Genomic DNA, 21641 nt, shown 5'->3' on the forward strand with positions numbered 1-21641 from the left:
GCCGGTCAGGCGGTATCGTCACCCGTTGCCGCCTGCGCGGCTTTCCTGCGCCCGAATGCCTTGAGGCGTTCGTCCACTGTCATGAGCTGTGCGCGCAGCCGCGTCTGTTCGGCAAACGATCCTTCAGGATCGCTTTCGAAACGGGCTATCGTGGCCGCAAGCGCAGCCTCAAGCGCTGGCCGTTCGACCAGCAGCGACACAGCTTCAGCCAGTTCCTCGCACGCATCGCCGGTGGATGTGCCTTCATCAAGGAAGGCGTAACGGATGTCTGCCGGCGGGGCAGGTTGGCCTAACTCTCCGCATATGGCGTTTGCCGCGTGCGAATCAAGCGTTTCTGAAAGTTCGAACAGCGATTCGACCAAAGGCGCGGCCCTGGGGTCATGCCGCGCGAGGGCAGAGAGCGCCTCTGTATGCCGGGTGATCTCCTGCGGATAGCGGGTGAGGCCGGCGATGACTGCCGCAAGCAAGCCCTTGCGCTGGCCGCCTGCCATGATGCCCGAAAGCTGCCGCCGTGCTTCTTCCGAAAGTCCCGGCGGGGGCATCGGCGCACCCTTCCATGGGCCGCGCTGGCCCTGACGAGGCATGGGAGCAGAAGGCGCGCGCTGCGGGCGGGGCGGGTAGGCGAAGGCCGAGAACCGGTCTCCCAGCTCGCGGCGGTAGAGGCTCTTGATCTCGGGGTCGGCGATGGTCTCCACATGCGCCATCAGCCGCGCCTTCAGCCCGGCCTTGGCCTCGGGCGTTGCAAGGGGCTGGGCATCGCGCTCGAATTCCCACAGCGTGTCGACCAGGCTGGCAGGCTCGGCCAGCAGCCGCTCCATCGCCCCCTTGCCTTGGGCCTCGATGAGGTCATCGGGATCGAGCCCCGCAGGCAGGCGCACAATGCTGAGCGAGCGCATCGGGGCGAGCAGCGGCAGCGCCCGCGCAATCGCCCGCATCGCCGCGCGCTGGCCCGCCGCATCGCCATCGAAGCACAGCACCGGCACCTCGACCATGCGCCACAGCAGTTCGAGCTGCATCTCGGTGAGCGCGGTTCCCAAGGGCGCGACCGCATCGGCAATCCCGGCATTGGCGAGCGCGATCACATCCATATAGCCTTCGACCACCACCACGCGGCCGGTCTGGCGGGCAGCGGGCGCGGCGCGGTGGAGGTTGTAGAGCGTGCGGCCCTTGTCGAAGAGCTCGGTATCGGGGGAGTTGAGATATTTCGCGACGCCATCCCGCTTGTCGAGGATGCGCCCGCCGAACGCGATCACCCGCCCGCGCGCGTCCTGAATGGGAAGCATGACGCGGCCCCGGAAGCGGTCATAGCGCTCGCCCGCCTCGTTCGCGGCGCGCATCCCGGCGCCTTCGAGCATGTCCTCGCCGAATTGCCCGAGCGCTTTGGGGAGCGCCTGCCGCTCGTCCGGTGCCCAGCCGAAGCCGAATTCGCGCATCACGGCAGGGGCAAATCCGCGCCGTTCGAGATAGTCGCGAGCCACTTTGCCGCCCGGCGCGGCGAGGCTCTCCACGAAAAACCGCTGCGCCGCCTCGGTCACATCGATCAGGCTGGCGCGCTGCTCGGCGCGCTTGGCCTGCACCGGATCAGGCGCCGGGACATCCATCCCGGCCATGCCCGCCAGCTCCTTGATCGCGTCCATGAACTGGAGGCCCTGTTGGTCCACCATCCAGCTGATCGCATCGCCATGCGCCCCGCAGCCGAAGCAGTGATAGAACTGCTTCTGGTCGTTGACGTAGAAGCTCGGGGTCTTCTCGTCATGGAACGGGCAGCACCCGCGCCATTCGCGTCCCGCCCGCGTCAGCTTGACGCTGCGCTGGACAAGCGAGGACAGCGTGATCCGCGCACGCAGCTCGTCCTTCCATTGCGGGGTGATAGCCATCTCTTCCTAGTGCCCCTCATCTCCGTTCGTGTCGAGCGCAGTCGAGACACCAAGCGGTGGAGCGTTTGTGGATCGTTCCGATGGCGGCTTGGCGAAGTGCGACAGGGCTTTCCAGTCGGACCGGGCAAGCGCTTCCTTCTTCGCCCGGGACCATTTCTTGACGGTCAACTCGGTTGCCAGGGCCTCGTGCCGGCTCGGAAAATCCTGTGCCCAAAGCAGTGTGAGCGGTCGCCGTTTGGAGGTGAACTCGGAAAAGCCGCCGTGATGGTGTTCGGCCAGCCTTCGTTCGAGGTTATCGGTGTGTCCCGTGTAATATTTGCCGTCAGAACAGCGCAATATGTAGCACCAGAAAGCCATGCCAAGCACACTGCCGTTCCCCTCGAACGAAGTCGAGAGGACACTCAGCGCAAAGTGTCTCGACTTCGCTCGACACGAACGGATGTTGCTTAAGACAGCGCAGCCTTCACCAGCGTGCTGGCCAGCTTCCCGTCAAGCACTGCGCCGTGGCGGGCCTTCAGCTCGCCCATGACGGTGCCCATGTCCTTCATGGTCGATGCGCCGGTCTCCGCCTTGATCGCTTCGATTGCGGCGATGGTGGCGGCCTCGTCCATCATCTGGGGGAGGAATTCCTCGATCACGGCGAGTTCGCCGCGCTCCTTGTCGGCCAGTTCCTTGCGGCCACCGGCATCATACATCTCGATCGATTCGCGGCGCTGCTTGGCCATCTTCTGGAGCACGCTCACCACCAGCTCATCGTCGGGGATGGACTTGGCGCTGGTGCGCTCCTCGATGTCGCGGTCCTTGATCTTGGCGCTGATCTGGCGGAGCGCGGCGGTGCGGTCCTTCTCGCCCGCTTTCATCGCTGCGATGGTGGCGGCCTTGATATCGTCACGGATCATTTGCGTCATTTCCTGTGGATTTGGGATTTGCGCGGCCCCCTAACGCAAATATCGGCCCGCGCCTAGGTTGACGCGGGGGGAGCATGGGCCTAGCGGGCAAAACTTAGCACCATCGCCGGAAACCCAATAACGGAGCGCCCTATGGCCGACCCCGCATCCACTCGCGCGCAACCTTCAGGGGCAACCGGAGTCCTTGTTCTGGCCGACGGCACGCTGGTGTGGGGCAAGGGCTTCGGCGCGGCGGGTTCTGCCGTGGGCGAGGTGTGCTTCAACACCGCGATGACGGGCTATCAGGAGGTGATGACCGATCCCTCCTACGCCGCGCAGATCGTCACCTTCACCTTCCCGCATATCGGCAATGTCGGCGCCAATGGCGAGGATATCGAGAGCCGCGTCGAAGGCGCGGTGGGCTGCGTGGTGCGCGAGGATGTGACCGAGCCGTCGAACTTCCGCTCGATCGAACGCTTCGGCGAATGGATGGCGAGGAACGGCAAGATCGGGCTCTCGGGCATCGACACTCGCGCGCTCACCCGCCGCATCCGCCAGTCGGGCGCGCCCAATGCGGTGATCGCCCATGCGCCTGACGGCAAGTTCGATATCCCCGCGCTGCTGGAGCGCGCCAAGGCATGGCCGGGCCTCGAAGGCATGGACCTCGCCGTGCGCGTGACGCGGGATGGCGGCGAGCAGTGGGCGGGCGGTGCCTGGGCGCTGGGCAAGGGCTATGGCCGCGCGGCCTTCGATGCCAAGCCCCACGTGATCGCGATCGATTACGGCGCGAAGGACAATATCTTCCGCAATCTGGTGCGCGCCGGCGCGCGGGTGACGGTGGTGCCGGCCAAGACCTCGTTTGACCAGGTGATGGCGCTCGCACCCGATGGCGTGTTCCTCTCCAACGGCCCGGGCGATCCGGCGGCGACCGGCGAATATGCTGTGCCGGTGATTGCAGCGCTGCTGGAGGCGGACGTGCCGCTGTTCGGCATTTGTCTGGGCCACCAGATGCTCGCGCTCGCCGCGGGCGCGAAGACGATCAAGATGCACCAGGGCCACCGCGGCGCGAACCATCCGGTGCAGCGTGTGGGCGAGGGCTGGGGCGAGACCACCGGCCTCGTCGAGATCACCTCGATGAACCATGGTTTCACGGTGGATGTGGACACGCTGCCGGAGAATGTCGAGCAGACCCACGTGTCGCTGTTCGACGGGACCAATTGCGGGATTGCGATCAAGGGCAAGAAGGCCTTCGCGGTGCAGTATCACCCCGAGGCCTCGCCGGGGCCGCAGGACAGCTTCTACCTGTTCGAGAAATTCGTGGGGGGACTGGTCTAGTGCCCCTCTCGCGCGGTCCTGAATTGCCCATTCAAGGTCGCCCCTCTTCGGTAAGCGGGAACGACCGCTCTGCCAGTCTCACAATCATCCGATCGGTTTTCTGATGCCCAAAAGAACTGACATCTCCTCGATCCTCGTCATTGGCGCTGGTCCGATCATCATCGGGCAGGCCTGCGAGTTCGACTACTCCGGCACGCAGGCGATCAAGGCGTTGAAGGAGGAGGGCTACCGCGTCATCCTCGTCAACTCGAACCCCGCGACGATCATGACCGATCCGGAGTTTGCCGACGCGACCTATATCGAGCCGATCACGCCCGATATCGTCGCCAAGATCATCGCGAAGGAGCGGCCCGATGCGCTGCTGCCGACGATGGGCGGACAGACCGCGCTGAACTGCGCACTGGCGCTCGATGCCGACGGCACGCTCGCGAAATACGGCGTCGAGATGATCGGGGCCAAGGCTGACGCGATCGACAAGGCCGAGAACCGCCAGCGCTTCCGCGAGGCGATGGATTCGATCGGGCTCGAAAGCGCGCGTTCGGGCGTGGCCTATACGGTTGAAGAAGCCTTCGCGATCCTCGAACGCACGGGGCTCCCGTCCATCATCCGCCCGTCCTTCACCCTCGGCGGCACCGGCGGCGGCATCGCCTATAACAAGGCCGAATTCGAGAAGATCGTGCGCGAAGGCATCGATGCTTCGCCCACCAACGAAGTCCTGATCGAGGAATCGCTCCTCGGGTGGAAGGAGTTCGAGATGGAGGTGGTGCGCGATCGCAAGGACAATGCGATCATCGTCTGCGCCATCGAGAACGTCGATCCGATGGGCGTGCACACCGGGGATTCCATCACCGTCGCCCCGGCGCTGACGCTGACCGACAAGGAATACCAGATCATGCGCAATGCGAGCATCGCTTGCCTGCGCGAGATCGGGGTGGAGACGGGCGGCTCCAACGTCCAGTTCGCGGTCAACCCCAAGGATGGCCGCCTGATCGTGATCGAGATGAACCCGCGCGTGTCGCGCTCCTCGGCGCTGGCGTCGAAGGCGACGGGTTTCCCCATCGCCCGTATCGCGGCGAAGCTGGCCGTGGGCTACACACTCGACGAACTGACCAACGAGATCACCGGCGCGACCCCGGCGAGCTTCGAGCCGACCATCGATTACGTCGTCACCAAGATCCCGCGCTTTGCCTTTGAAAAGTTCAAGGGTGCGGCCAATGACCTCTCGACCGCTATGAAGAGCGTCGGTGAAGTCATGGCAATCGGGCGCAATTTTCAGGAGTCGGTGCAGAAGGCCCTGCGCGGGCTGGAGACCGGCCTCGACGGCTTCAACCGCGTGCCGGAGCTCGAAGGGGCCGGGCGTGATGTCATCACCGCCGCGCTCTCGCGCCGCACGCCGGACCGGCTGCTCAAGGTCGGCCAGGCCTTCCGCGAAGGCATGAGCGTGGAGGAAATCGCCGCGGTCACCTTTTATGATCCGTGGTTCCTGCGCCAGATCGAACAGATCATCGCGGCCGAGCGCGAAGTGCAGGCCGATGGCTTGCCGCGTGATGCCGCAGGCCTGCGCCGTCTCAAGAGCATGGGCTTTTCCGACAAGCGCCTTGCCACCCTTGCGGTGCGCTCGGTGGGTGTGGCGGGCGGGCTGGCCGAGACGCAGGCCAAGCGTTCGGGCCTGCTCCACGATGCGCTCGTCGCCATGGCCGGTGCCACCAGCGAAGAGGAAGTGCGCGCGCTGCGCCACAAGCTCGGCGTCTTCCCCGTGTTCAAGCGGATCGACAGCTGCGCGGCCGAGTTCGAGGCGATCACGCCCTACATGTATTCGACCTACGAGGCCCCGACCTTCGGCGAGCCCGTGTGCGAAGCCGCGCCGTCTGACCGCAAGAAGATCGTCATCCTTGGCGGCGGGCCCAACCGCATCGGGCAGGGGATCGAGTTCGACTATTGCTGCGTCCACGCCTGCTTTGCGCTGGGCGAGGAATGGCATGGCCCGGCCTTCGAGACGATCATGGTCAACTGCAATCCGGAAACCGTCTCGACCGATTACGACACTTCCGACCGCCTCTATTTCGAGCCGCTGACCGCCGAAGACGTGCTCGAAATCCTGCGGGTGGAGCAGCAGAACGGCGAATTGCTGGGCGTGATCGTGCAGTTCGGCGGGCAGACCCCGCTGAAGCTGGCACAGGCGCTGGAGGATGCTGGTATCCCGATCCTCGGCACCTCGCCCGATGCGATCGACCTTGCCGAAGACCGCGAGCGCTTCGCCAAGCTGGTGAGCAAGCTGAAGCTGAAGCAGCCCGAAAACGGCATCGCCCGCAGCCGCGACGAGGCCGCAGCGGTCGCCGCGCGCATCGGCTATCCGGTGCTGCTGCGCCCTTCCTATGTGCTGGGCGGTCGGGCGATGGAGATCGTCGATTCCGAAGCCCAGCTCGATGACTACATCGCCACGGCGGTCAACGTGTCGGGCGACAGCCCTGTCCTCATCGACCAGTATCTGCGCGATGCGATCGAATGCGATGTCGATGCGGTGTGCGATGGCACCGAGGTGCGGATCGCGGGCGTGATGCAGCATATCGAGGAAGCTGGTGTCCACTCGGGCGATTCTGCCTGCACCCTGCCGCCCTATTCGCTGCCGCCGGCGATCATCGCCGAGATGGAGCGTCAGGCCGAGGCGCTGGCCTTTGCGCTGGGCGTGAAGGGCCTGATGAACATCCAGTTCGCGGTGAAGGACGGCGTGGTTTACCTCATCGAGGTCAATCCGCGCGCCAGCCGCACCGTGCCTTTCGTTGCCAAGGCCACCGGCCAGCCGGTCGCCAAGATCGCCGCGCGGGTCATGGCGGGCGAGCCGCTGAGCTCGTTCGAGCCGTTCAAGCGCGATCTGCCCTATATGTCGGTCAAGGAAGCGGTGTTCCCCTTCGCACGCTTCCCCGGCGCCGATCCGGTGCTGAGCCCCGAAATGAAGTCGACCGGCGAGGTGATGGGCATCGATCGCACCTTCGAGGCCGCCTTCCTCAAGTCGCAGATCGGGGCGGGCATGAAGCTGCCGCGTGCCGGCACGCTGTTCGTTTCGGTCAAGGATACCGACAAGCCGATGATCGTGCCGGCCATCCGCCGCCTGATCGAGCACGGCTTCCGCGTTGTTGCCACCGGCGGCACGCAAAGCTGGCTGACCGAACAGGGCCTTGCCGTCGAGCGTGTCAACAAGGTGGCCGAGGGTCAGCCGCATATCGTCGACAAGATCATCGATGGCGATATCGCGCTGATCTTCAACACCACGGAAGGCTGGCAGTCGCTGATGGACTCCAAATCGATCCGTCAGGCCGCGCTTGCGGGCAAGGTGCCCTATTACACCACGGCAACCGCATCGGTCGCTGCGGCGGCGGCGATTGCCGCTGTTGGACCCGAGCAACTTGAAGTCCGCTCCCTGCAAGACTATTATGGGGTTTAACTGACCTCGCTCCCTCCGACATAAGATGTTCGTCGTGGCCGCGTTTTTAACAAATGCGCGGCCATGATAGTTTCATCCCCTATCGGCGAGAGCCAAGAGCATACAGGAAGAGACGCGAGACATGGCTACCGTGGAAAAGGTCCCGATGCTGGCCGAAGGGTACGAGCGGCTCACCGCTGACCTCAAGGCACTGCGCGACGAGCGCCCCCGGATCGTCGAGGCGATCGAGGAAGCGCGCGCGCATGGCGATCTTTCGGAAAACGCCGAATATCATGCCGCCAAGGAGCGTCAGGGCCAGGTCGAAGCCATGATCGGCGAGATCGAGAACATGGTAAGCCGCGCGCAGATCATCGATCCGACGACGCTGTCGGGCGACAAGATCATCTTCGGCGCGACCGTTACCTTGCTGGACGAGAACGACAAGCCGGTGCGCTACCAGATCGTCGGCCAGACCGAGGCCGATGCCAACAAGGGCCGCATCAGCTACAACTCGCCGCTGGCGCGCGCGCTGATCGGCAAGATTGTGGGTGACGAGATCGAGGTGACCGTGCCTTCGGGCGAGAAGTTCTACCTCGTCGACAAGATCGAGTTCATCTAACCCGCCAAAGGGGTTGCACCGTGGCTGCTGTTCCCGTTCATCCGATTGCCGAACGTCAGGTTGCCCGGCATTTTCTCGATGCCGGTGCCACCAGCATGGCCGATGCCATCCCCTATGCGCCTGCCCGTCCGAGCCGCTTGCGTGCCTTTGAACGGCTGAAGGGCGCGGATGTGCTGCGCACCGATGGCAAGGGCAGGTGGTGGCTCGACGAGGAACGCTGGTCCTGCCGCCGTTCGGACCGCCGCACCAAGGCGATGTTCGCGTTGTTGGCCGTGGGTGTCGCGGCCGCCGTGGCCGCGCTGCGCTAGGCTGTCGTCGAAAAAAGCGGGATTTTTAGACCCCCCTTAGCCTCGCTTTGACCCCGAGATGAGCGCGGGATGGCGCGTGTTTCACGTGAAACATTCCGGCCTCTTGCGCTGCTAGCCGAGCACATTTTCCATCGCGTAATTGTGGATGGCGACGGCGGCGTCTCCCTCGCCGATGGTGAAGTCGCGGCGGTGGAGCAGGGCATATCCGGCACGCTCGAACACCGGGCGGGCGAGTTCGCTCGCTTCGGTAAAGAGATGGGCGAGCCCGCCCTCCCGAGCCTCGGCTTCGGCCGCCTCCAGCAGCGCAAGGCCGAGCCCGCGTCCAGCGTGATCGGGGTGGCAATAGAGCATGTCGAGATGCCCGTCCGGCTCGGTCAGGGCATAGGCCACCGGCACATCGCCCGCGTCTACGGCAACGAGGATGCGATCCCCCTTGGCCACGCGGTCAAGGAAGCGCTCGGGCCCGGGATGGCGCCCCGCCCAGACAGCGACCTGCGCAGGCGAATAGGCGCGCGGCCCGATGGCGCGGATCGCCGCCAGCGTCAGGTCGGCAACGGCCCCGGCGTCACTGGCGCGGAAGGGCCGGATCACGGATTTAGTCTTCCGGGGTCAGCAGCTTGTGGATGTGGACCACCACATACTTCATCTCGGCATCATCGACTGTGCGCTGCGCTTGCGCGCGCCACGCGTCGACCGCCGCGTCATAGGAGCTGTAGACGCCGACGACGTGGATGCTTTCCGGGTCCTGGAATTCGATGCCGCGCGGGTCTTTGACGCGACCGCCCATGACGAGGTGGAGCCGCTGGGTAGGGGTGGTTTCAGCCATGTTGCCAATCCTTGGGGAGGGAGGATGCGCGCCCCTTAACGCCTTGCTCGCCTAGGGCAAGCCTCGATCAGCGCTTGCGCCTCGCCGCGGCGCTGCGGACCCCGTCAGCGGCCTTGCGACCGGTCTTGCGTCCAGCCTCGATCACCGTGTCGGCTGCGCCCGAGGCTTTCTTGCCGAGTTCGGAGAGCTTCTCCTGCCCGGCATCGGCATCGGCGAGGATCTCGTCGAGCAGCTTCACCGCATAGGCCATCGCTGCTTCGCCCAGCAGCGTGGCGATGCGCGATCCACCGCGGGCGGCCAGACCCTTGACGCTCGCACTCGCGCTGTCAGCCACGCCCGAAGCCGCTGCGCTCACAGCGCCGACCGCGCGTCCGGCGACCTTGCGCCCCGGACGGGTGGCGAGCCCGATCACAAGGCCCACCGCCAGCGCGCCGCCGATCACAGTCAGCGGATTGGCGCGGGCGAAATCGCTCGCCTTCTCCGCCGCCGCACGGGCCTGATCGGCAAGGCTCCGCTCGGCATTGCGGCGCTCGGCCGCCTCGATCCGGGCGCGCAGCGAATCGCGTCCAAGAACAGGGGTGGGGTCATTCATCGTTACTCTCCCTCGGCGGGCGAAGCGGGGGCCACCGCCGCTTCTGCGCCGTCCAAATCCGTGCCCTCTTCATGGGCAAAATCTTCCTCGGTCACCAGTGAGAGCAGCGGCCCGCGCATCAGCCACAGGAGGATCGCGCTGACGAGCACCGCGATCACCCCGCGATTGTCGATCGCGGTGTCTTTGGCGGATTCGAGCACATCACTCGCCCCGGCCTTCAATCTGCCTGTGACAGTCGTACCGATGCTGGAGGTAACGCGGCTCGCCACGCCCTGTTCGCCGAGGCTGGTGCGCAGGCGGGCAATGTCCTCGTCCAGCACCGCACGGGCCGCATCGCGCAGCGCCCGGTCCTCAATGAAGCGCTGGGGCAGGACGCTCATGGCTTGCCCCCGGCGGCAAACAGCGCGGCAAGCAGCGCGCCGTCATTCCTTGCGCCCAGCACCAGCAGCACGACGCCCAGCAGCAGCACGCCGACCACAATCGCGATCGCGCCCCACACGCTCACCAGTGGAGCGAGCGCGAACACCGCGCCCACCGCGAGCGCGATCAGCGCGATATTGAGCAGCACCAGCGCCAGCACGACGAAGACCAGAGCGCGCCCCGCCGTCTTTCCCGCTATGGCAGCGCGGGTTTTCTGGAAGGCGGCCTCGGCCTCGGCGTAGGTGCGTGCATCCTCGACGAGGATCGCGATTTCCTCGCGCAGGGCCGCCAGCGCGTCCGCTGCTGCGGCCTCTTCAGGCGCGGGTGCGCCGTCGCCGGAAGCAGCATCCTGCGGCGCAGCGGGCGGGCTGTCAGCCATGTCCGGGATCTCGTCGAGGCTCAGGGTGCCTGGCTCCCTTACTTGCGCTTGCCGCCTAAGAGGCGCGCGATGAAGAAGCCGAACACGGCGGCAATCCCCACGGCCACGCCGGGGCTCTTGCGCACCATCTCGCGGGCATCATCGCCCAGTTCCTCGACGCTCTTGGCATCGAGCTTGGCCGAGGTTTCCTGCAAGCTGCGCGAGGCCTTGCGGGCATAGTCGCCATATTGTTCGCCCAGCTTCTCGTCGATCTGGGCAGCGCTTTCGCCCACCACCTTGCCGAGCGAGGCGATCGCGTCGCTGGTGACCTTTTTGCCCTCGACCGCGATTTCGCCAGCCTTGCCGAGCGCCTGTTCGCCGTAGGCCTTGGCATCGGCGACCAGATCGGTGCTCTTGTCCTTGGCCTGGCCGCTCACCGTGGTGAGGCGGGTTTCGGCTTCTGCGCGCAGGGCCGCGGCGCCGGCCTTGGCTTCTTCCAGCGCGGCGTTGAAGCGGCTCTTGGCGGCGGCGACCGGCGCAGGCGCAGCAGCGGGCGTAGCGCTCTTTGCGGTGGCGGCGGTCTTGCGCGGCGCGGCCTTGGTGGCACCGGCGGTCTTTGCTGTCGTGCCGCCCTTGGCCGGTTTTGCCGGGGTCTTCTTGGCCGCGGGTTTCTTGGCCGGGGCTTTCTTCGGAGAGGTTTCGTCTGCCATGGTTTTTGATCCTTGTCTCTCATGCTCCGGGCCAGCCTGAGGCGCTCACGCTTGCGCCGGAGAGTTCGGGCGCATAGGGACGCGAACACTAAGCGGTGTGACCCAGAATCATGCCGTCCAGAGTGTCTTACCATCCTACAACACATTCCAGCCGGAGCCAAACATGACCGCCATCATCGACCTGCACGGCCGCGAGATTCTCGACAGTCGCGGTAACCCCACCGTCGAAGTCGATGTGCTACTGGACGATGGCAGCTTCGGCCGCGCCGCGGTGCCCTCGGGCGCATCGACCGGCGCACATGAAGCGGTGGAACTGCGCGATGGCGATGCGTCGCGCTATCTCGGCAAGGGCGTGTTGAAGGCGGTCGAAGCGGTCAACACCGAGATCCGCGAAATGCTGATCGAGAACTTCGATGCCGAAGACCAGCGCGACATCGATCTGGCGCTGATCGCATTGGACGATACGCCCAACAAGTCGCGCCTCGGGGCTAATGCGATCCTCGGCACTTCGCTGGCGGTGGCCAAGGCTGGGGCCAATGCGCGCGGCCTGCCGCTCTATTCCTATCTCGGCGGGGTCTCGGCCCATGTGCTCCCCGTTCCGATGATGAACATCATCAACGGCGGCGAGCATGCCGACAATCCGATCGACATTCAGGAATTCATGATCATGCCGGTCGGCGCAGACAGTCTGGCCGAGGCGGTGCGCTGGGGTGCGGAGGTGTTCCACACCTTGAAGAAGGGCCTCCACCAGAAGGGCCTCGCCACCAGTGTCGGCGACGAGGGCGGCTTTGCCCCGAACCTTGCCAGCACCCGCGCTGCGCTCGACTTCATCATGGAAAGCGTCACCAAGGCAGGGTTCACGCCGGGCGAGGACATCGTGCTGGCACTGGACTGCGCCGCGACCGAGTTCTTCCGGAACGGCAAGTACGAAATCTCGGGCGAGGGGCTCAGCCTGTCGCCGGAGGAAATGGCCGATTACCTCGCCAAGCTCACAGCCGAATATCCGATCCGTTCGATCGAGGACGGCATGAGCGAGGATGATTTCGCGGGCTGGGCGGCGCTCACCGCCAAGATCGGCAACAATGTGCAGCTGGTGGGCGACGATCTGTTCGTAACCAACCCCGCGCGCCTGTCTGACGGGATTGCCAAGGGTCTCGCCAATTCGCTGCTGGTGAAGGTCAACCAGATCGGCACGCTGACCGAAACGCTCGCCGCTGTCGATATGGCGCACCGCGCGCGCTACACCTGCGTGATGAGCCACCGTTCGGGTGAGACCGAGGATGCGACCATCGCCGATCTCGCGGTTGCCACCAATTGCGGGCAGATCAAGACTGGCAGCCTCGCGCGGTCGGACCGGCTTGCCAAGTACAACCAGCTGATCCGCATCGAGGAAGAGCTGGGCGACAGTGCCGTTTATGCCGGGCGCGGCTGCTTTGGCGGGCGTTGTTGAGCCCTGCGCGGGCTAGATCGCGTCGAAGAAACGTTCCATCGCCGTGATGCCGGAGCGGGTCAGCCGCACCAGCACGCGGCGGTGATCTTCGGGATCATTCTCGCGCAGCACAAAGCCGTGATCGGCCAGCACGCCCAGCCAGCGCAGCCCCGTGGTGGGCGGCGCGGCTGAACCGATGCAGGCGCTCGACACCGAGACCGGTTTGCCCTCGCCATGGGCGATGTAGAGATCGAGCAGGATGTCCCACGCGGGTTCCCCGAAAAGCTCGGGATTGCCGAAGATCGCCGCCCGCTTGCGCCGTAGGGTATAGGCCTGGCGGGCGAGGGCGAGGTAGCGCCGGTCACTGCGCTGCGGGCGCGGGCTCTGATCGCCGGGAGCACTCGCCGCATCGCGCAGCCTTGTGGCGATGGCGAGCAATTCATCGGCCAGCGGATGCAGCAGCCGCGCGGCAAGCTCGTCCGCTTCGGCAGCAGGTGCGGAGCTATCCATCGGCTAGCGTCCGATCGTGCGTTGCGGGTGACGGGGTGCTGCCTTGGATCACGCCGCAAATCTAGCGAGCGCGGCTGTCCTTGGCTTTACGGGTTACTACGCAGGCCGCTCTTTTCCTTGAGGAAATCAGGCCATGCTGTGGCGCGCGAGATCAAGCCGCAACTGCTGGATCGCTGCATCCAGATGGGCTGCGCCAATATGTGCGCCCATGGTATCAAGCGCGCACAACTGCGCTTCAAGCGAGGTAATGATAGCAGGCAAGCCGGAAAAATCCGGTGCCGGAGAAGGTGAGTTTTCCAATGCGATATCCCGAAGCTGCTGGAACAGCTGCTAACCCGTGCGACCGGCGAGCAACAGCAGAAGCTGCTCGGATATCGCGTTAATGGCTTAGGGAAAGCTACAGAGGGAAAATACCTAGTGTGGGGGCGGGCCCAATTTGGAACACCTGCCCCCACGTCACCCTAACGCCCGAAGCGATCCTGCAGGGCGAGCAGCGCCAGCGCCGCCTTGGCCGCCTCGCCGCCCTTGTCCTTCTGGGCGGGATCGGCGCGCACCAGAGCCTGGGCTTCGTTCTCGACCGTGAGGATGCCGTTGCCGATGGCAATGCCGTCCATCGTCAGCGCCATGATCGCACGGGCACTCTCGCCGGCGACGATCTCGAAGTGGTAGGTCTCGCCGCGGATCACCACGCCGATGGCGACGAAGCCGTCATAGAGATCGGCCTCTGCCGCAAGTGCGATGGCGCCGGGGATTTCGAGTGCGCCTGGAACGGTCAGCACCTCGACCTCGTGCCCGGCCGCTTCCAGCGCGGCGCGCGCGCCCTCGATCAGCATGTCGTTAAGGTGGGCGTAGAAACGCGCTTCGACGATCAGGAAACGGGACATGGGGCTTACTCCGGAATGGGGTGGAAGTCGGTGATGGTCAGGCCGTAGCCTTCGAGCGCGACCAGATCGGGGCGGCTGTTCGACAGCAGCACCATGTCGGTTACGCCGAGGTCGACAAGGATCTGCGAGCCGATGCCGATGCTGCGCAACTCCTCGTCGCGGCTCCATTCGCCCGTGCCGACGCGGCCGGTGAGGATCACGATGACGCCCGAGCCATGTGCTCCCACTGCCTGCATGGCACGCTGGAGCGTGCGCTTGCGCGGGCCGGGCTGGCCCAGCACATCGTCGAACACCGAAATCGGGTGAACGCGGGCGAGGGTGGGCTCGCCGGGGATGACATGGCCTTTCTGGAGGACATAGGCCTCGTTACCCGCCACCCGGTCGCGATAGGTGATCATCCGCCACTGGCCACCGTAATCGCTCTCGAAGCCGCGCTCGCCCAGCCGTTCGACGAGGTGATCATTGCGCATCCGGTAAGCGATGAGATCGCGGATTGTGCCGATCTTCAGGTCGTGCTTGCGCGCGAAGCTGACGAGATCGTCGAGGCGGGCCATGGTGCCGTCCTCGTTCATGATCTCGCAGATCACGCCGCTCGGATTGAGGCCAGCCAGCCGCGAGATGTCGACCGCCGCTTCGGTATGGCCTGCGCGCACCAGCGTGCCGCCATCGCGCGCCATCAGCGGGAAGACGTGGCCGGGGGTGACGAGATCGTCCGCGCCCTTGGTGGCATCGATCGCCACCGAAATGGTGCGCGCGCGGTCTGCTGCCGAGATGCCGGTGGTGACGCCTTCCTTCGCCTCGATCGAGATGGTGAAGGCGGTCTGCATCGATTCCTTGTTGTTGCGGCTCATCGGTTCGAGTCCGAGCAGGTCGACGCGTTCCTTGGTGAGCGCGAGGCAGATGAGGCCGCGCCCATACATCGCCATGAAGTTGATCGCCTGCGGGGTCGCCATCTGCGCCGGGATGATGAGATCGCCCTCGTTCTCGCGGTCCTCGTCGTCGACGAGGATGTACATGCGGCCATTGCGCGCCTCGTCGATGATCTCCTCGATTGTGGCGAGCACCGGCTTGTCGTCATTGGCGTCGAGGAAAGCCTCGAGCTTGGCGAGGGTCTCGGCGGTCGGGTTCCAGCCCGCTTCTGCGCAATCGCGCAGGGTATTGGCGTGGAGCCCTGCGGCGCGGGCGAGGCCGGCGCGGGTCATGGCGCCCGATGTGACGAGATCGCGAACGCGTGTGATGAGTGATGTGTTCATACTGGCGATGTATCACATCAGGATGTGATTGCAAGGCAGGTTCGCCGCCAATCGCGGGTTTCGGGCATGGCAAATCTGCGAGCTTGTGCCGCGCCGTGCCACTGAGCGAAACAGGAAATTGAAGGGGATGGTGGACGCACTAGGGCTCGAACCTAGGACCCGCTGATTAAGAGCGGAGCTTTGTGCCCTTTTCGTTCCTTTCCAATACTACGCCAAACTACGCTCAAGGGCTTGAAACGGTTGGAATAAATCCGCCGTGGATTACCCTTCGCTACGCCATCGTAATCCCGACATCTGATTACGTGGCGATTACGTGGACGAGCGCCAGATCATGCCGAATCAGTCAATCACATTGCGAACAATCCAGTCCATCACACCGGACCCGCACCGCGACATTTACGTGTGGGACCCCCGGTTAAAGGGCTTCGGACTCCGTATCACGCCAAGAGGAGCGCAGTCCTTTGTGTTCCAATATCGGGTCGACGGCGGGCCTGCACGCCGCAAGACAATCGGCCCTGTCGGAAGTCCATGGACCCCAGCAACAGCGCGCAAAGAAGCCGAGCGGCTGCTGGTCCAGGTCTATCAAGGTATCGATCCGGTCGAAGCCAAGCGCGAAGCGAAGCGGAAAAAGGAGACGCTAAACTTTCGGACCTACAGCGAAAGGTTCGTAGAGCTCTATCTCAAGCCGAACTGGCGGGGGACGTGGGGCTCGGCGAATTGCACGATAAACAACGTGTTTATTCCCCGCTGGGGCAACCGACCCGTCCATGAGATCACCCGCGCCGACATCGTGAAGGTGCTGGACGAGTATTCCGATCGCCCTGCGCGGCGCAAGGAGATCCACTCGCTGCTGCGCAAGCTCTTCAACTGGGCGACCGACCGGCAGGATATCGACGTCTCTCCGCTGGCCGGGATGAAGGCGCCAAAGGCTGTCCCGTCGCGCCGCCGGGTGCTGAGCGACGAGGAGATTGTCGCCTTGTGGCGGGCGACCGAGAATTCCGGATGGCCGTGGGGGCCCTTCGTCCGGATGCTGATCCTGACGATGCAACGGCGTCAGGAAGTTGCCGAGATGGACTGGTCCGAAATCGACCTCGACGCGCGCCGATGGACCTTGCCGGCCGATCGGGCGAAGAATGATCAGGAACACGTCATCCCGCTGACGAGCCTAGCGCTCGCAGAGCTCCAGCTGCTGGGTCCGAAGCGCAAGGGCCTGGTATTCACCACGACAGGGACCACTCCCGTCTCGGGCTTCTTCAAAGGACGGGCGGCGCTCCACAAGGACATGATTGCATACCTTAAGGCAAAGCAGATCGAAGAGGGGGGAGACCCCGACCAGGTCGAGGTTCCGAATTGGCGACTGCACGATATCCGCCGAACCGGGGCAACCCATCTTCAATCGCTGAGAGTCCCTGTGGAGGTGACCGAAAGCGTGCTAAATCATATCAGCGGAACAAGGGCAGGGGTCGCGGGAATCTATAATCGCTACAAGTATGACGATGAGAAGCGGACCGCTTTGGATGCCTGGGATACGAAGCTGCGGTCTCTCCTGTCGGCCTAGGCCGTTATGGGGCGCGATCAGATCCAGACCATTGCGAGCGGTGCCTCATTGCCAACGGCGTCCATCCAATGGTCCGGTCTTCAGCTTGAAGCAATCCCCGCCTTTTCAACCGGGGTTGCGACCGGCAGATCGCGCTCGACCCGCTCGGAATAGCGGTCGACCAGCATTTCGGCGTGCGGGCGCAAAAGGACGGTGAAGCGCACCAGTTCCTCCATAACGTCGACGATGCGGTCGTAATAGGCGGATGGCTTCATGCGGCCCGCCTCGTCGAACTCGTCATAGGCCTTGGCGACCGACGATTGGTTTGGGATCGTGACCATCCGCATCCAGCGCCCAAGAATGCGCAGGGTGTTGACCGTGTTGAAGCTCTGCGAGCCTGCACACACCTGCATCACTGCCAGCGTGCGGCCCTGCGTCGGGCGCAGGCCCTTGTAGGCGAGCGGCAGGTGATCGATCTGCGCCTTCATGATCCCGGTGATGGTGCCGTGGCGTTCGGGGCTGCACCATACCTGCCCTTCCGACCACAGCGAATGTTCACGCAATTCGTGCACCGCCGGATGATCGTCGCCGGTCACCTGATCGGGCAATGGAAGGTCTGACGGATCGAAAATCCGCGTTTCGCAGCCGAACATTTGCAGTAGGCGCGCCGCCTCCTCCACCGCCAGGCGAGAGAAGGATCGTTCCCTGAGTGAGCCGTAAAGCAACAGGATTCGCGGCGGCTGATCGATCGCGCCAAGGCCGCTCGCCGGATTGCGGTGCAGGTATTCGGGACGCAGCGCGGGCAGGTGTTCAGGATCGGGCAAAGCGCGCAGGCGGGCCATCAGGATGCTTTCAGTCATGCAGCGGGAAAACGGTCGCGGGTGCGGTTGGCGAATGCGACCAGCGACAGCATCACCGGCACTTCGACCAGCACGCCGACGACCGTCGCCAGCGCGGCCCCGCTCGACAGGCCGAACAGGCCAATCGCAACCGCCACCGCCAGTTCGAAGAAGTTCGACGTGCCGATCAGCGCGCAAGGGGCTGCGATATTGTGCGGCACCTTCCACGCCATTGCGGCGGCATAGGCGACCGCGAAAATGCCGTAAGACTGGATGATGATCGGGATCGCGATCAGCACGATCAGCAGCGGATTGGAGACAATCGTGCCAGCCTGAAAGGCGAACAACAGCACCACGGTCGCCAGCAGGCCAATGATCGACCACGGCTTCAATCGGGCAGTGAAGGCGTCCACCGCAGCCTCATCGCCGCCATGCGACGCGATCACCCGGTTCCGCGTGATGGCCCCCGCCACCAGTGGCACGACGACATAGAGCACCACCGACAGCAGCAGCGTATCCCACGGCACCACAATGTCGGTGACGCCCAGCAGCAGCGCTACGATGGGTGCAAAGGCGACGATCATCACCAGATCATTCACCGAAACCTGCACCAGCGTGTAGGCCGGATCGCCCTTGGTCATCTGCGACCAGACAAATACCATCGCGGTGCAGGGCGCCGTGCCGAGCAGGATCAGGCCCGCGATGTATTGATCGGCATCGCCCTCGCTCATCAGCCCGGCATAGAGGTAATCGAAGAACAACACCGCCAGCGCTGCCATGGTGAACGGCTTGACCAGCCAATTGACCACCAGCGTGATGACGAGCCCCTTGGGCTTGCGGCCGATGTCCTTGATGCTGCCGAAATCGACCCCGACCATCATCGGAAAGATCATCGCCCAGATCAGCACCGCGACGACGAGATTGACCGAGGCATATTCCAGCCCGGCCAGCACTCCGACTGCACCGGGAGCAACCAGACCCAGTGCCAGCCCCGCCAGAATGGCCAGCAGCACCCAGACCGACAAATACCGTTCGAAGTTGCCCAGCGGCGAGGCGGCAGGCGAAGGATTGGCGAGGGTTTGGTTCATTTTATGCGCTGCCCCGATGCATCGACGACCTGTTCGCCGTCTTCCTTGACGAACGCTCCGCGCTGATCGGCAGAGATCAGATCAAGCACCTCTTCGGACGGACGGCACAGCTTGACGCCCAGCGGAGAGACCACCAGCGGGCGGTTGATGAGTACCGGATGCGCCATCATCGCATCGATCAGCTGAGCATCGGTCAGCGCGGGATCATCCAGCCCAAGCTCGGCAAATGGCGTGCCCTTTTCGCGCAGCAGGGCACGAGGGGTGATGCCCGCACGATCAAGCAGGCTTTCCAACAGCGGACGCGAGGGCGGCGTCTTGAGGTACTCCACCACATGGGGTTCGATCCCGGCATTGCGGATCATCGCCAGCGTGTTGCGCGAGGTGCCGCATTCGGGGTTGTGATAGATGACGATGTCAGTGGTCATTGGGTGTCCTTTGCCCGGATGCTGGCGCCTTCCTCGCGCCCGATTTCGGCAAGCTTGCCGCGCATCGCCATCTCGTCGATGCTCTTGATCGGCAACATGAGGAACAGCTCGATCCGGCGCTTGAGATAGGTCAGCGCCTCCAGGAACGCCTTGCGCTGGCCTTCGCCTTCGACAGCGGCGGGATCTTCCACGCCCCAATGTGCAGTGATCGCCTTGCCGGGAAAGACCGGGCAGCTTTCGCCTGCGGCATTGTCGCAGACGGTGAAGATGAAATCGAATTCGGGCGCGTCGGGCCGGGTGAATTCGTCCCAGCTTTTCGATCGCAGGCCGTTGGTCGGAAAGCCGAACCCGTCCAGCACCTCGATTGCCATTGGGTGGACATTACCCTTGGGCTGGCTGCCCGCGCTGTAAGCGGCAAAGCGGTTTTCGCCCAGCTTGTTCATCAGCACCTCGCCCAAAATCGAGCGAGCGCTGTTGCCGGTGCACAGGAACAGGACGTTGTAGATTTTATCGGACATTTTCAGCCTCAGGCGTTCACAGATTGACGGTCTCACAGGAGATTTCAGCCAGCAGGTCGCCGCACATTTCGGGCGCGCCCTGACAGCAATCCTGCATCAGGAAAGTCAGCAGGCGGCGCATACCGTCAAAGTCGGCGCGGTAATGGATCAGGCGGCTTTCGCGCTCCGACTGGACAAGACCGGCACGCTCAAGCGTCGCCAGATGATGCGACATCGTGGACGGTGGTACGCTCTGATGCTCGGCGATTGCGCCGGCAATCATGCCGTCCGGCCCCGCCTTTACCAGCATACGGAACACTGACAGGCGCGTTTCATGCGCCAGCGCACCCAGCGCATCGACCGCCCAGACCTGTGCGTTGAGATCGTCCACCATTATGTCCTTTCGATGGCGTCGAATTAGCGTTTGAACCGGCGCAGTCAATCGATGTTTCCAAAAATATCGAATCAATGACTGGGCGAACACCGTCATCAAGGCTCGAAAGGCTTGAAGCGCTCACATATAAGCAGGGGCAACGCCCAACCGTCGCGCGCCTCAGCTCTCACAAATGCGATGACGGGGAGAGTGATGATTTTGCGCTGGAGTGCGCGTTGCTCAAGACGGCATGATGGCTCCGAGATACCTGTGTAACTTTGCCTTTGATCCAACCGAACACCGCATTATGGTCCTCCCAGTGACACGGCGCCTCTTCCTCTATCTCGCGGCATTTCTGGTCGCGCTGCTTCCCGTCGAGGCAACCTATGCAGCGAACGGTTGCGCGCCCATGGCAGAGATGAACGCCGACGCAGGCGACTGCGGCGATTGCATGGATGACGAACGCGAGCAGTGTCGGAGCTATTGTCTGGCCTTGTGCCAGACGCTGCCAGTAGCGCGCATTTCACCGCTTGAAGTGCGCGATCTGTCATCGCTCACGTTTCTCCCGCTTCTCGCCAATTCACCGCCCTTGCGAAACGGAGGGCCGGAACCGCCGCCTCCCCGAATGCTCCGCTGATCGACGCAATTCAATTTCAACGGAGATAACATCATGAAGAAGTACATCATCGCTGCAGCAGTGCTGCTAGGTTCCAGCTCGGCTGCTTTTGCCGCTGCGCCGGATCAGGTCGCATCGCTCGCAATGTCCTGCTGCGACCTCGTGCTCGCATGCTGCGAGGCTGCCATGGACTGCTGCCCGTAAGGGACTAGCCAAGGCATAAGGGCGGGCGTCCGGTCACCGACTGGGCGCCCGCTTTATTTTGCGCCGCTCTCGCGCGAATGCCCAACAGTCTAGCGGACCTCGAAAGAGCTTTTCATTGCGGCCTTTAATCCGTTGGCATTCGGCGATGTTCACGAAAAGCTCTTGGAGTGACCATCCCATTAGCTGCCATCAGGCTGATCGTCCTGGACCCATCAGAATCAATCCTGCTCCGACGAGGCAAATCGCGGCGCCAATGACATCCCAGCGGTCGGGTCGCGCGCCCTCGACGCTCCAAAGCCAGATGAGTGACGCTGCGATGTAGACGCCGCCATAGGCTGCGAATGCACGGCCCGCAGCGGGTGTATCGACCAGCGTGAGGAGCCAGGCAAAGATCGCGAGCGAGACCATGCCCGGCGCGACCCACCAGGCAGATTTGCCGAGCCGCAACCATGCCCAGAACGAAAAGCAACCGGCGATCTCCGCCAGCGCGGCGAGCGCATAGATGAGTCCGGTTTGCAGGGTCGGCATGGTTAGTGCTTGATCCGTGGCGATAGAGGGGCTGGGCAGACAATTGCCGGGTGTCGCAGCATCGTCAACGCCATCTGGCGAATACATGGACGCGAGGCAGAAGCG

26 protein-coding genes are annotated in these 21641 nt (G+C 64.1%); 7 read left to right on the top strand and 19 right to left on the bottom strand.

What is annotated here, in order from left to right:
* Positions 1-5: 5 nt before the first annotated feature.
* From dnaG to RSE14_RS02195, 3 genes are all read right to left on the bottom strand, one after another.
* Positions 6-1877: a DNA primase gene (dnaG, locus tag RSE14_RS02185; RefSeq protein WP_324075614.1), complete on the bottom strand. Its 1872-nt coding sequence runs from the start codon at positions 1875-1877 to the stop codon at positions 6-8.
* Between the two features lie 6 nt (positions 1878-1883).
* Positions 1884-2234 carry a GIY-YIG nuclease family protein gene (locus RSE14_RS02190; RefSeq protein WP_324076794.1) on the bottom strand — a complete coding sequence of 117 codons (351 nt, stop codon included), beginning with the start codon at positions 2232-2234 and terminating at the stop codon, positions 1884-1886.
* A gap of 89 nt (positions 2235-2323) precedes the next feature.
* Positions 2324-2776, bottom strand: a complete 453-nt coding sequence (locus RSE14_RS02195; RefSeq protein WP_324075615.1) for a GatB/YqeY domain-containing protein — start codon at positions 2774-2776, stop codon at positions 2324-2326.
* 141 nt (positions 2777-2917) lie between these two features.
* On the opposite strand from RSE14_RS02195, the gene carA reads away from it, so the two are divergent.
* The 4 genes from carA (at position 2918) to RSE14_RS02215 (ending at position 8447) form a co-directional block, all read left to right on the top strand.
* Positions 2918-4099: a glutamine-hydrolyzing carbamoyl-phosphate synthase small subunit gene (gene carA, locus RSE14_RS02200; RefSeq protein WP_324075616.1), complete on the top strand. Its 1182-nt coding sequence runs from the start codon at positions 2918-2920 to the stop codon at positions 4097-4099.
* A gap of 103 nt (positions 4100-4202) precedes the next feature.
* Positions 4203-7541, top strand: a complete 3339-nt coding sequence (carB, locus tag RSE14_RS02205) for a carbamoyl-phosphate synthase large subunit (RefSeq protein ID WP_324075617.1) — start codon at positions 4203-4205, stop codon at positions 7539-7541.
* A 121-nt stretch (positions 7542-7662) separates the two neighbouring features.
* Positions 7663-8139 (top strand): transcription elongation factor GreA, encoded by a 477-nt coding sequence (greA, locus tag RSE14_RS02210; protein ID WP_324075618.1) that lies wholly within the window; start codon positions 7663-7665, stop codon positions 8137-8139.
* A gap of 20 nt (positions 8140-8159) precedes the next feature.
* Positions 8160-8447 carry a hypothetical protein gene (locus tag RSE14_RS02215; protein ID WP_324075619.1) on the top strand — a complete coding sequence of 96 codons (288 nt, stop codon included), beginning with the start codon at positions 8160-8162 and terminating at the stop codon, positions 8445-8447.
* 111 nt (positions 8448-8558) lie between these two features.
* On the opposite strand, the gene RSE14_RS02220 is transcribed toward RSE14_RS02215, so the two are convergent.
* From RSE14_RS02220 to RSE14_RS02245, 6 genes are all read right to left on the bottom strand, one after another.
* The gene (locus RSE14_RS02220) at positions 8559-9038 is read right to left on the bottom strand and encodes a GNAT family N-acetyltransferase (protein ID WP_324075620.1); all 480 of its coding nucleotides are present in this window, start codon (positions 9036-9038) and stop codon (positions 8559-8561) included.
* Between the two features lie 4 nt (positions 9039-9042).
* The gene (locus RSE14_RS02225) at positions 9043-9273 is read right to left on the bottom strand and encodes a DUF4170 domain-containing protein (protein ID WP_069310170.1); all 231 of its coding nucleotides are present in this window, start codon (positions 9271-9273) and stop codon (positions 9043-9045) included.
* Between the two features lie 67 nt (positions 9274-9340).
* Positions 9341-9865 (bottom strand): hypothetical protein, encoded by a 525-nt coding sequence (locus RSE14_RS02230; RefSeq protein WP_324075621.1) that lies wholly within the window; start codon positions 9863-9865, stop codon positions 9341-9343.
* A 2-nt stretch (positions 9866-9867) separates the two neighbouring features.
* The gene (locus RSE14_RS02235) at positions 9868-10245 is read right to left on the bottom strand and encodes a hypothetical protein (RefSeq protein ID WP_324075622.1); all 378 of its coding nucleotides are present in this window, start codon (positions 10243-10245) and stop codon (positions 9868-9870) included.
* Entirely contained in the window at positions 10242-10664 is a 423-nt protein-coding gene (locus RSE14_RS02240; protein WP_324075623.1) for a phage holin family protein, read from the bottom strand. Before RSE14_RS02240 ends, RSE14_RS02235 begins: the two co-directional genes overlap by 4 nt.
* A 38-nt stretch (positions 10665-10702) precedes the next feature.
* On the bottom strand, positions 10703-11353 hold the full coding sequence (locus RSE14_RS02245) for a hypothetical protein (protein ID WP_324075624.1): 651 nt from the start codon (positions 11351-11353) through the stop codon (positions 10703-10705).
* 163 nt (positions 11354-11516) lie between these two features.
* On the opposite strand from RSE14_RS02245, the gene eno reads away from it, so the two are divergent.
* Entirely contained in the window at positions 11517-12803 is a 1287-nt protein-coding gene (gene eno / locus RSE14_RS02250; protein WP_324075625.1) for a phosphopyruvate hydratase, read from the top strand.
* A 12-nt stretch (positions 12804-12815) separates the two neighbouring features.
* Here eno and RSE14_RS02255 read toward each other — a convergent pair whose 3' ends face one another.
* From RSE14_RS02255 to ribB, 4 genes are all read right to left on the bottom strand, one after another.
* A complete protein-coding gene (locus RSE14_RS02255; protein ID WP_324075626.1) occupies positions 12816-13292 on the bottom strand; it encodes a MarR family transcriptional regulator in 477 nt (158 codons plus the stop codon).
* A gap of 126 nt (positions 13293-13418) precedes the next feature.
* Entirely contained in the window at positions 13419-13592 is a 174-nt protein-coding gene (locus tag RSE14_RS02260) for a hypothetical protein (RefSeq protein WP_324075627.1), read from the bottom strand.
* A 161-nt stretch (positions 13593-13753) separates the two neighbouring features.
* Positions 13754-14176, bottom strand: coding sequence for a 6,7-dimethyl-8-ribityllumazine synthase (gene ribH / locus RSE14_RS02265; protein WP_324075628.1), 423 nt, complete (start codon positions 14174-14176; stop codon positions 13754-13756).
* A gap of 5 nt (positions 14177-14181) precedes the next feature.
* Positions 14182-15429 carry a 3,4-dihydroxy-2-butanone-4-phosphate synthase gene (gene ribB / locus RSE14_RS02270; RefSeq protein WP_324075629.1) on the bottom strand — a complete coding sequence of 416 codons (1248 nt, stop codon included), beginning with the start codon at positions 15427-15429 and terminating at the stop codon, positions 14182-14184.
* 313 nt (positions 15430-15742) lie between these two features.
* Here ribB and RSE14_RS02275 point away from each other — a divergent pair, with 313 nt between their 5' ends.
* Entirely contained in the window at positions 15743-16987 is a 1245-nt protein-coding gene (locus RSE14_RS02275) for a tyrosine-type recombinase/integrase (protein ID WP_324075630.1), read from the top strand.
* A gap of 80 nt (positions 16988-17067) precedes the next feature.
* Here the strand turns inward: RSE14_RS02275 and arsH are convergent, their stop codons facing one another.
* From arsH to RSE14_RS02300, 5 genes are read right to left on the bottom strand one after another with little or no spacing between them, the layout of a single operon-like run.
* Positions 17068-17808 carry an arsenical resistance protein ArsH gene (gene arsH, locus RSE14_RS02280; RefSeq protein WP_324076796.1) on the bottom strand — a complete coding sequence of 247 codons (741 nt, stop codon included), beginning with the start codon at positions 17806-17808 and terminating at the stop codon, positions 17068-17070.
* 14 nt (positions 17809-17822) lie between these two features.
* Positions 17823-18893: an ACR3 family arsenite efflux transporter gene (gene arsB, locus RSE14_RS02285; RefSeq protein ID WP_324075631.1), complete on the bottom strand. Its 1071-nt coding sequence runs from the start codon at positions 18891-18893 to the stop codon at positions 17823-17825.
* The gene (gene arsC / locus RSE14_RS02290; protein WP_324075632.1) at positions 18890-19318 is read right to left on the bottom strand and encodes an arsenate reductase (glutaredoxin); all 429 of its coding nucleotides are present in this window, start codon (positions 19316-19318) and stop codon (positions 18890-18892) included. The genes arsB and arsC overlap by 4 nt, the downstream gene beginning before the upstream one ends.
* Positions 19315-19836, bottom strand: coding sequence for an arsenate reductase ArsC (locus RSE14_RS02295; RefSeq protein WP_324075633.1), 522 nt, complete (start codon positions 19834-19836; stop codon positions 19315-19317). Before RSE14_RS02295 ends, arsC begins: the two co-directional genes overlap by 4 nt.
* A gap of 16 nt (positions 19837-19852) precedes the next feature.
* On the bottom strand, positions 19853-20209 hold the full coding sequence (locus RSE14_RS02300) for an ArsR/SmtB family transcription factor (protein WP_324076798.1): 357 nt from the start codon (positions 20207-20209) through the stop codon (positions 19853-19855).
* Positions 20210-20858: 649 nt separating this feature from the next.
* Here RSE14_RS02300 and RSE14_RS02305 point away from each other — a divergent pair.
* The gene (locus RSE14_RS02305; RefSeq protein ID WP_324075634.1) at positions 20859-21008 is read left to right on the top strand and encodes a hypothetical protein; all 150 of its coding nucleotides are present in this window, start codon (positions 20859-20861) and stop codon (positions 21006-21008) included.
* A 189-nt stretch (positions 21009-21197) separates the two neighbouring features.
* Here RSE14_RS02305 and RSE14_RS02310 read toward each other — a convergent pair whose 3' ends face one another.
* Positions 21198-21536 carry a YnfA family protein gene (locus RSE14_RS02310; RefSeq protein WP_324075635.1) on the bottom strand — a complete coding sequence of 113 codons (339 nt, stop codon included), beginning with the start codon at positions 21534-21536 and terminating at the stop codon, positions 21198-21200.
* Between the last annotated feature and the right edge of the window lie 105 nt (positions 21537-21641).

It is taken from the genome of Erythrobacter sp. (genome assembly GCF_035194505.1).
Classification (GTDB): domain Bacteria; phylum Pseudomonadota; class Alphaproteobacteria; order Sphingomonadales; family Sphingomonadaceae; genus Erythrobacter.

What these genes read in the sequence shown, in the direction of transcription:
- RSE14_RS02195 (WP_324075615.1), bottom strand. Translation starts at nt 2,776, where the DNA reads ATGATCCGTGACGATATCAAGGCCGCCACCATCGCAGCGATGAAAGCG.
- eno (WP_324075625.1), top strand. Translation starts at nt 11,517, where the DNA reads ATGACCGCCATCATCGACCTGCACGGCCGCGAGATTCTCGACAGTCGC.
- arsH (WP_324076796.1), bottom strand. Translation starts at nt 17,808, where the DNA reads ATGGCCCGCCTGCGCGCTTTGCCCGATCCTGAACACCTGCCCGCGCTG.
- ribB (WP_324075629.1), bottom strand. Translation starts at nt 15,429, where the DNA reads ATGAACACATCACTCATCACACGCGTTCGCGATCTCGTCACATCGGGC.
- RSE14_RS02225 (WP_069310170.1), bottom strand. Translation starts at nt 9,273, where the DNA reads ATGGCTGAAACCACCCCTACCCAGCGGCTCCACCTCGTCATGGGCGGT.
- greA (WP_324075618.1), top strand. Translation starts at nt 7,663, where the DNA reads ATGGCTACCGTGGAAAAGGTCCCGATGCTGGCCGAAGGGTACGAGCGG.
- arsC (WP_324075632.1), bottom strand. Translation starts at nt 19,318, where the DNA reads ATGACCACTGACATCGTCATCTATCACAACCCCGAATGCGGCACCTCG.
- ribH (WP_324075628.1), bottom strand. Translation starts at nt 14,176, where the DNA reads ATGTCCCGTTTCCTGATCGTCGAAGCGCGTTTCTACGCCCACCTTAAC.
- RSE14_RS02245 (WP_324075624.1), bottom strand. Translation starts at nt 11,353, where the DNA reads ATGGCAGACGAAACCTCTCCGAAGAAAGCCCCGGCCAAGAAACCCGCG.
- carA (WP_324075616.1), top strand. Translation starts at nt 2,918, where the DNA reads ATGGCCGACCCCGCATCCACTCGCGCGCAACCTTCAGGGGCAACCGGA.
- RSE14_RS02230 (WP_324075621.1), bottom strand. Translation starts at nt 9,865, where the DNA reads ATGAATGACCCCACCCCTGTTCTTGGACGCGATTCGCTGCGCGCCCGG.
- RSE14_RS02295 (WP_324075633.1), bottom strand. Translation starts at nt 19,836, where the DNA reads ATGTCCGATAAAATCTACAACGTCCTGTTCCTGTGCACCGGCAACAGC.
- RSE14_RS02190 (WP_324076794.1), bottom strand. Translation starts at nt 2,234, where the DNA reads ATGGCTTTCTGGTGCTACATATTGCGCTGTTCTGACGGCAAATATTAC.
- carB (WP_324075617.1), top strand. Translation starts at nt 4,203, where the DNA reads ATGCCCAAAAGAACTGACATCTCCTCGATCCTCGTCATTGGCGCTGGT.
- RSE14_RS02240 (WP_324075623.1), bottom strand. Translation starts at nt 10,664, where the DNA reads ATGGCTGACAGCCCGCCCGCTGCGCCGCAGGATGCTGCTTCCGGCGAC.
- RSE14_RS02310 (WP_324075635.1), bottom strand. Translation starts at nt 21,536, where the DNA reads ATGCCGACCCTGCAAACCGGACTCATCTATGCGCTCGCCGCGCTGGCG.
- arsB (WP_324075631.1), bottom strand. Translation starts at nt 18,893, where the DNA reads ATGAACCAAACCCTCGCCAATCCTTCGCCTGCCGCCTCGCCGCTGGGC.
- RSE14_RS02255 (WP_324075626.1), bottom strand. Translation starts at nt 13,292, where the DNA reads ATGGATAGCTCCGCACCTGCTGCCGAAGCGGACGAGCTTGCCGCGCGG.
- dnaG (WP_324075614.1), bottom strand. Translation starts at nt 1,877, where the DNA reads ATGGCTATCACCCCGCAATGGAAGGACGAGCTGCGTGCGCGGATCACG.
- RSE14_RS02305 (WP_324075634.1), top strand. Translation starts at nt 20,859, where the DNA reads ATGAAGAAGTACATCATCGCTGCAGCAGTGCTGCTAGGTTCCAGCTCG.
- RSE14_RS02300 (WP_324076798.1), bottom strand. Translation starts at nt 20,209, where the DNA reads ATGGTGGACGATCTCAACGCACAGGTCTGGGCGGTCGATGCGCTGGGT.
- RSE14_RS02235 (WP_324075622.1), bottom strand. Translation starts at nt 10,245, where the DNA reads ATGAGCGTCCTGCCCCAGCGCTTCATTGAGGACCGGGCGCTGCGCGAT.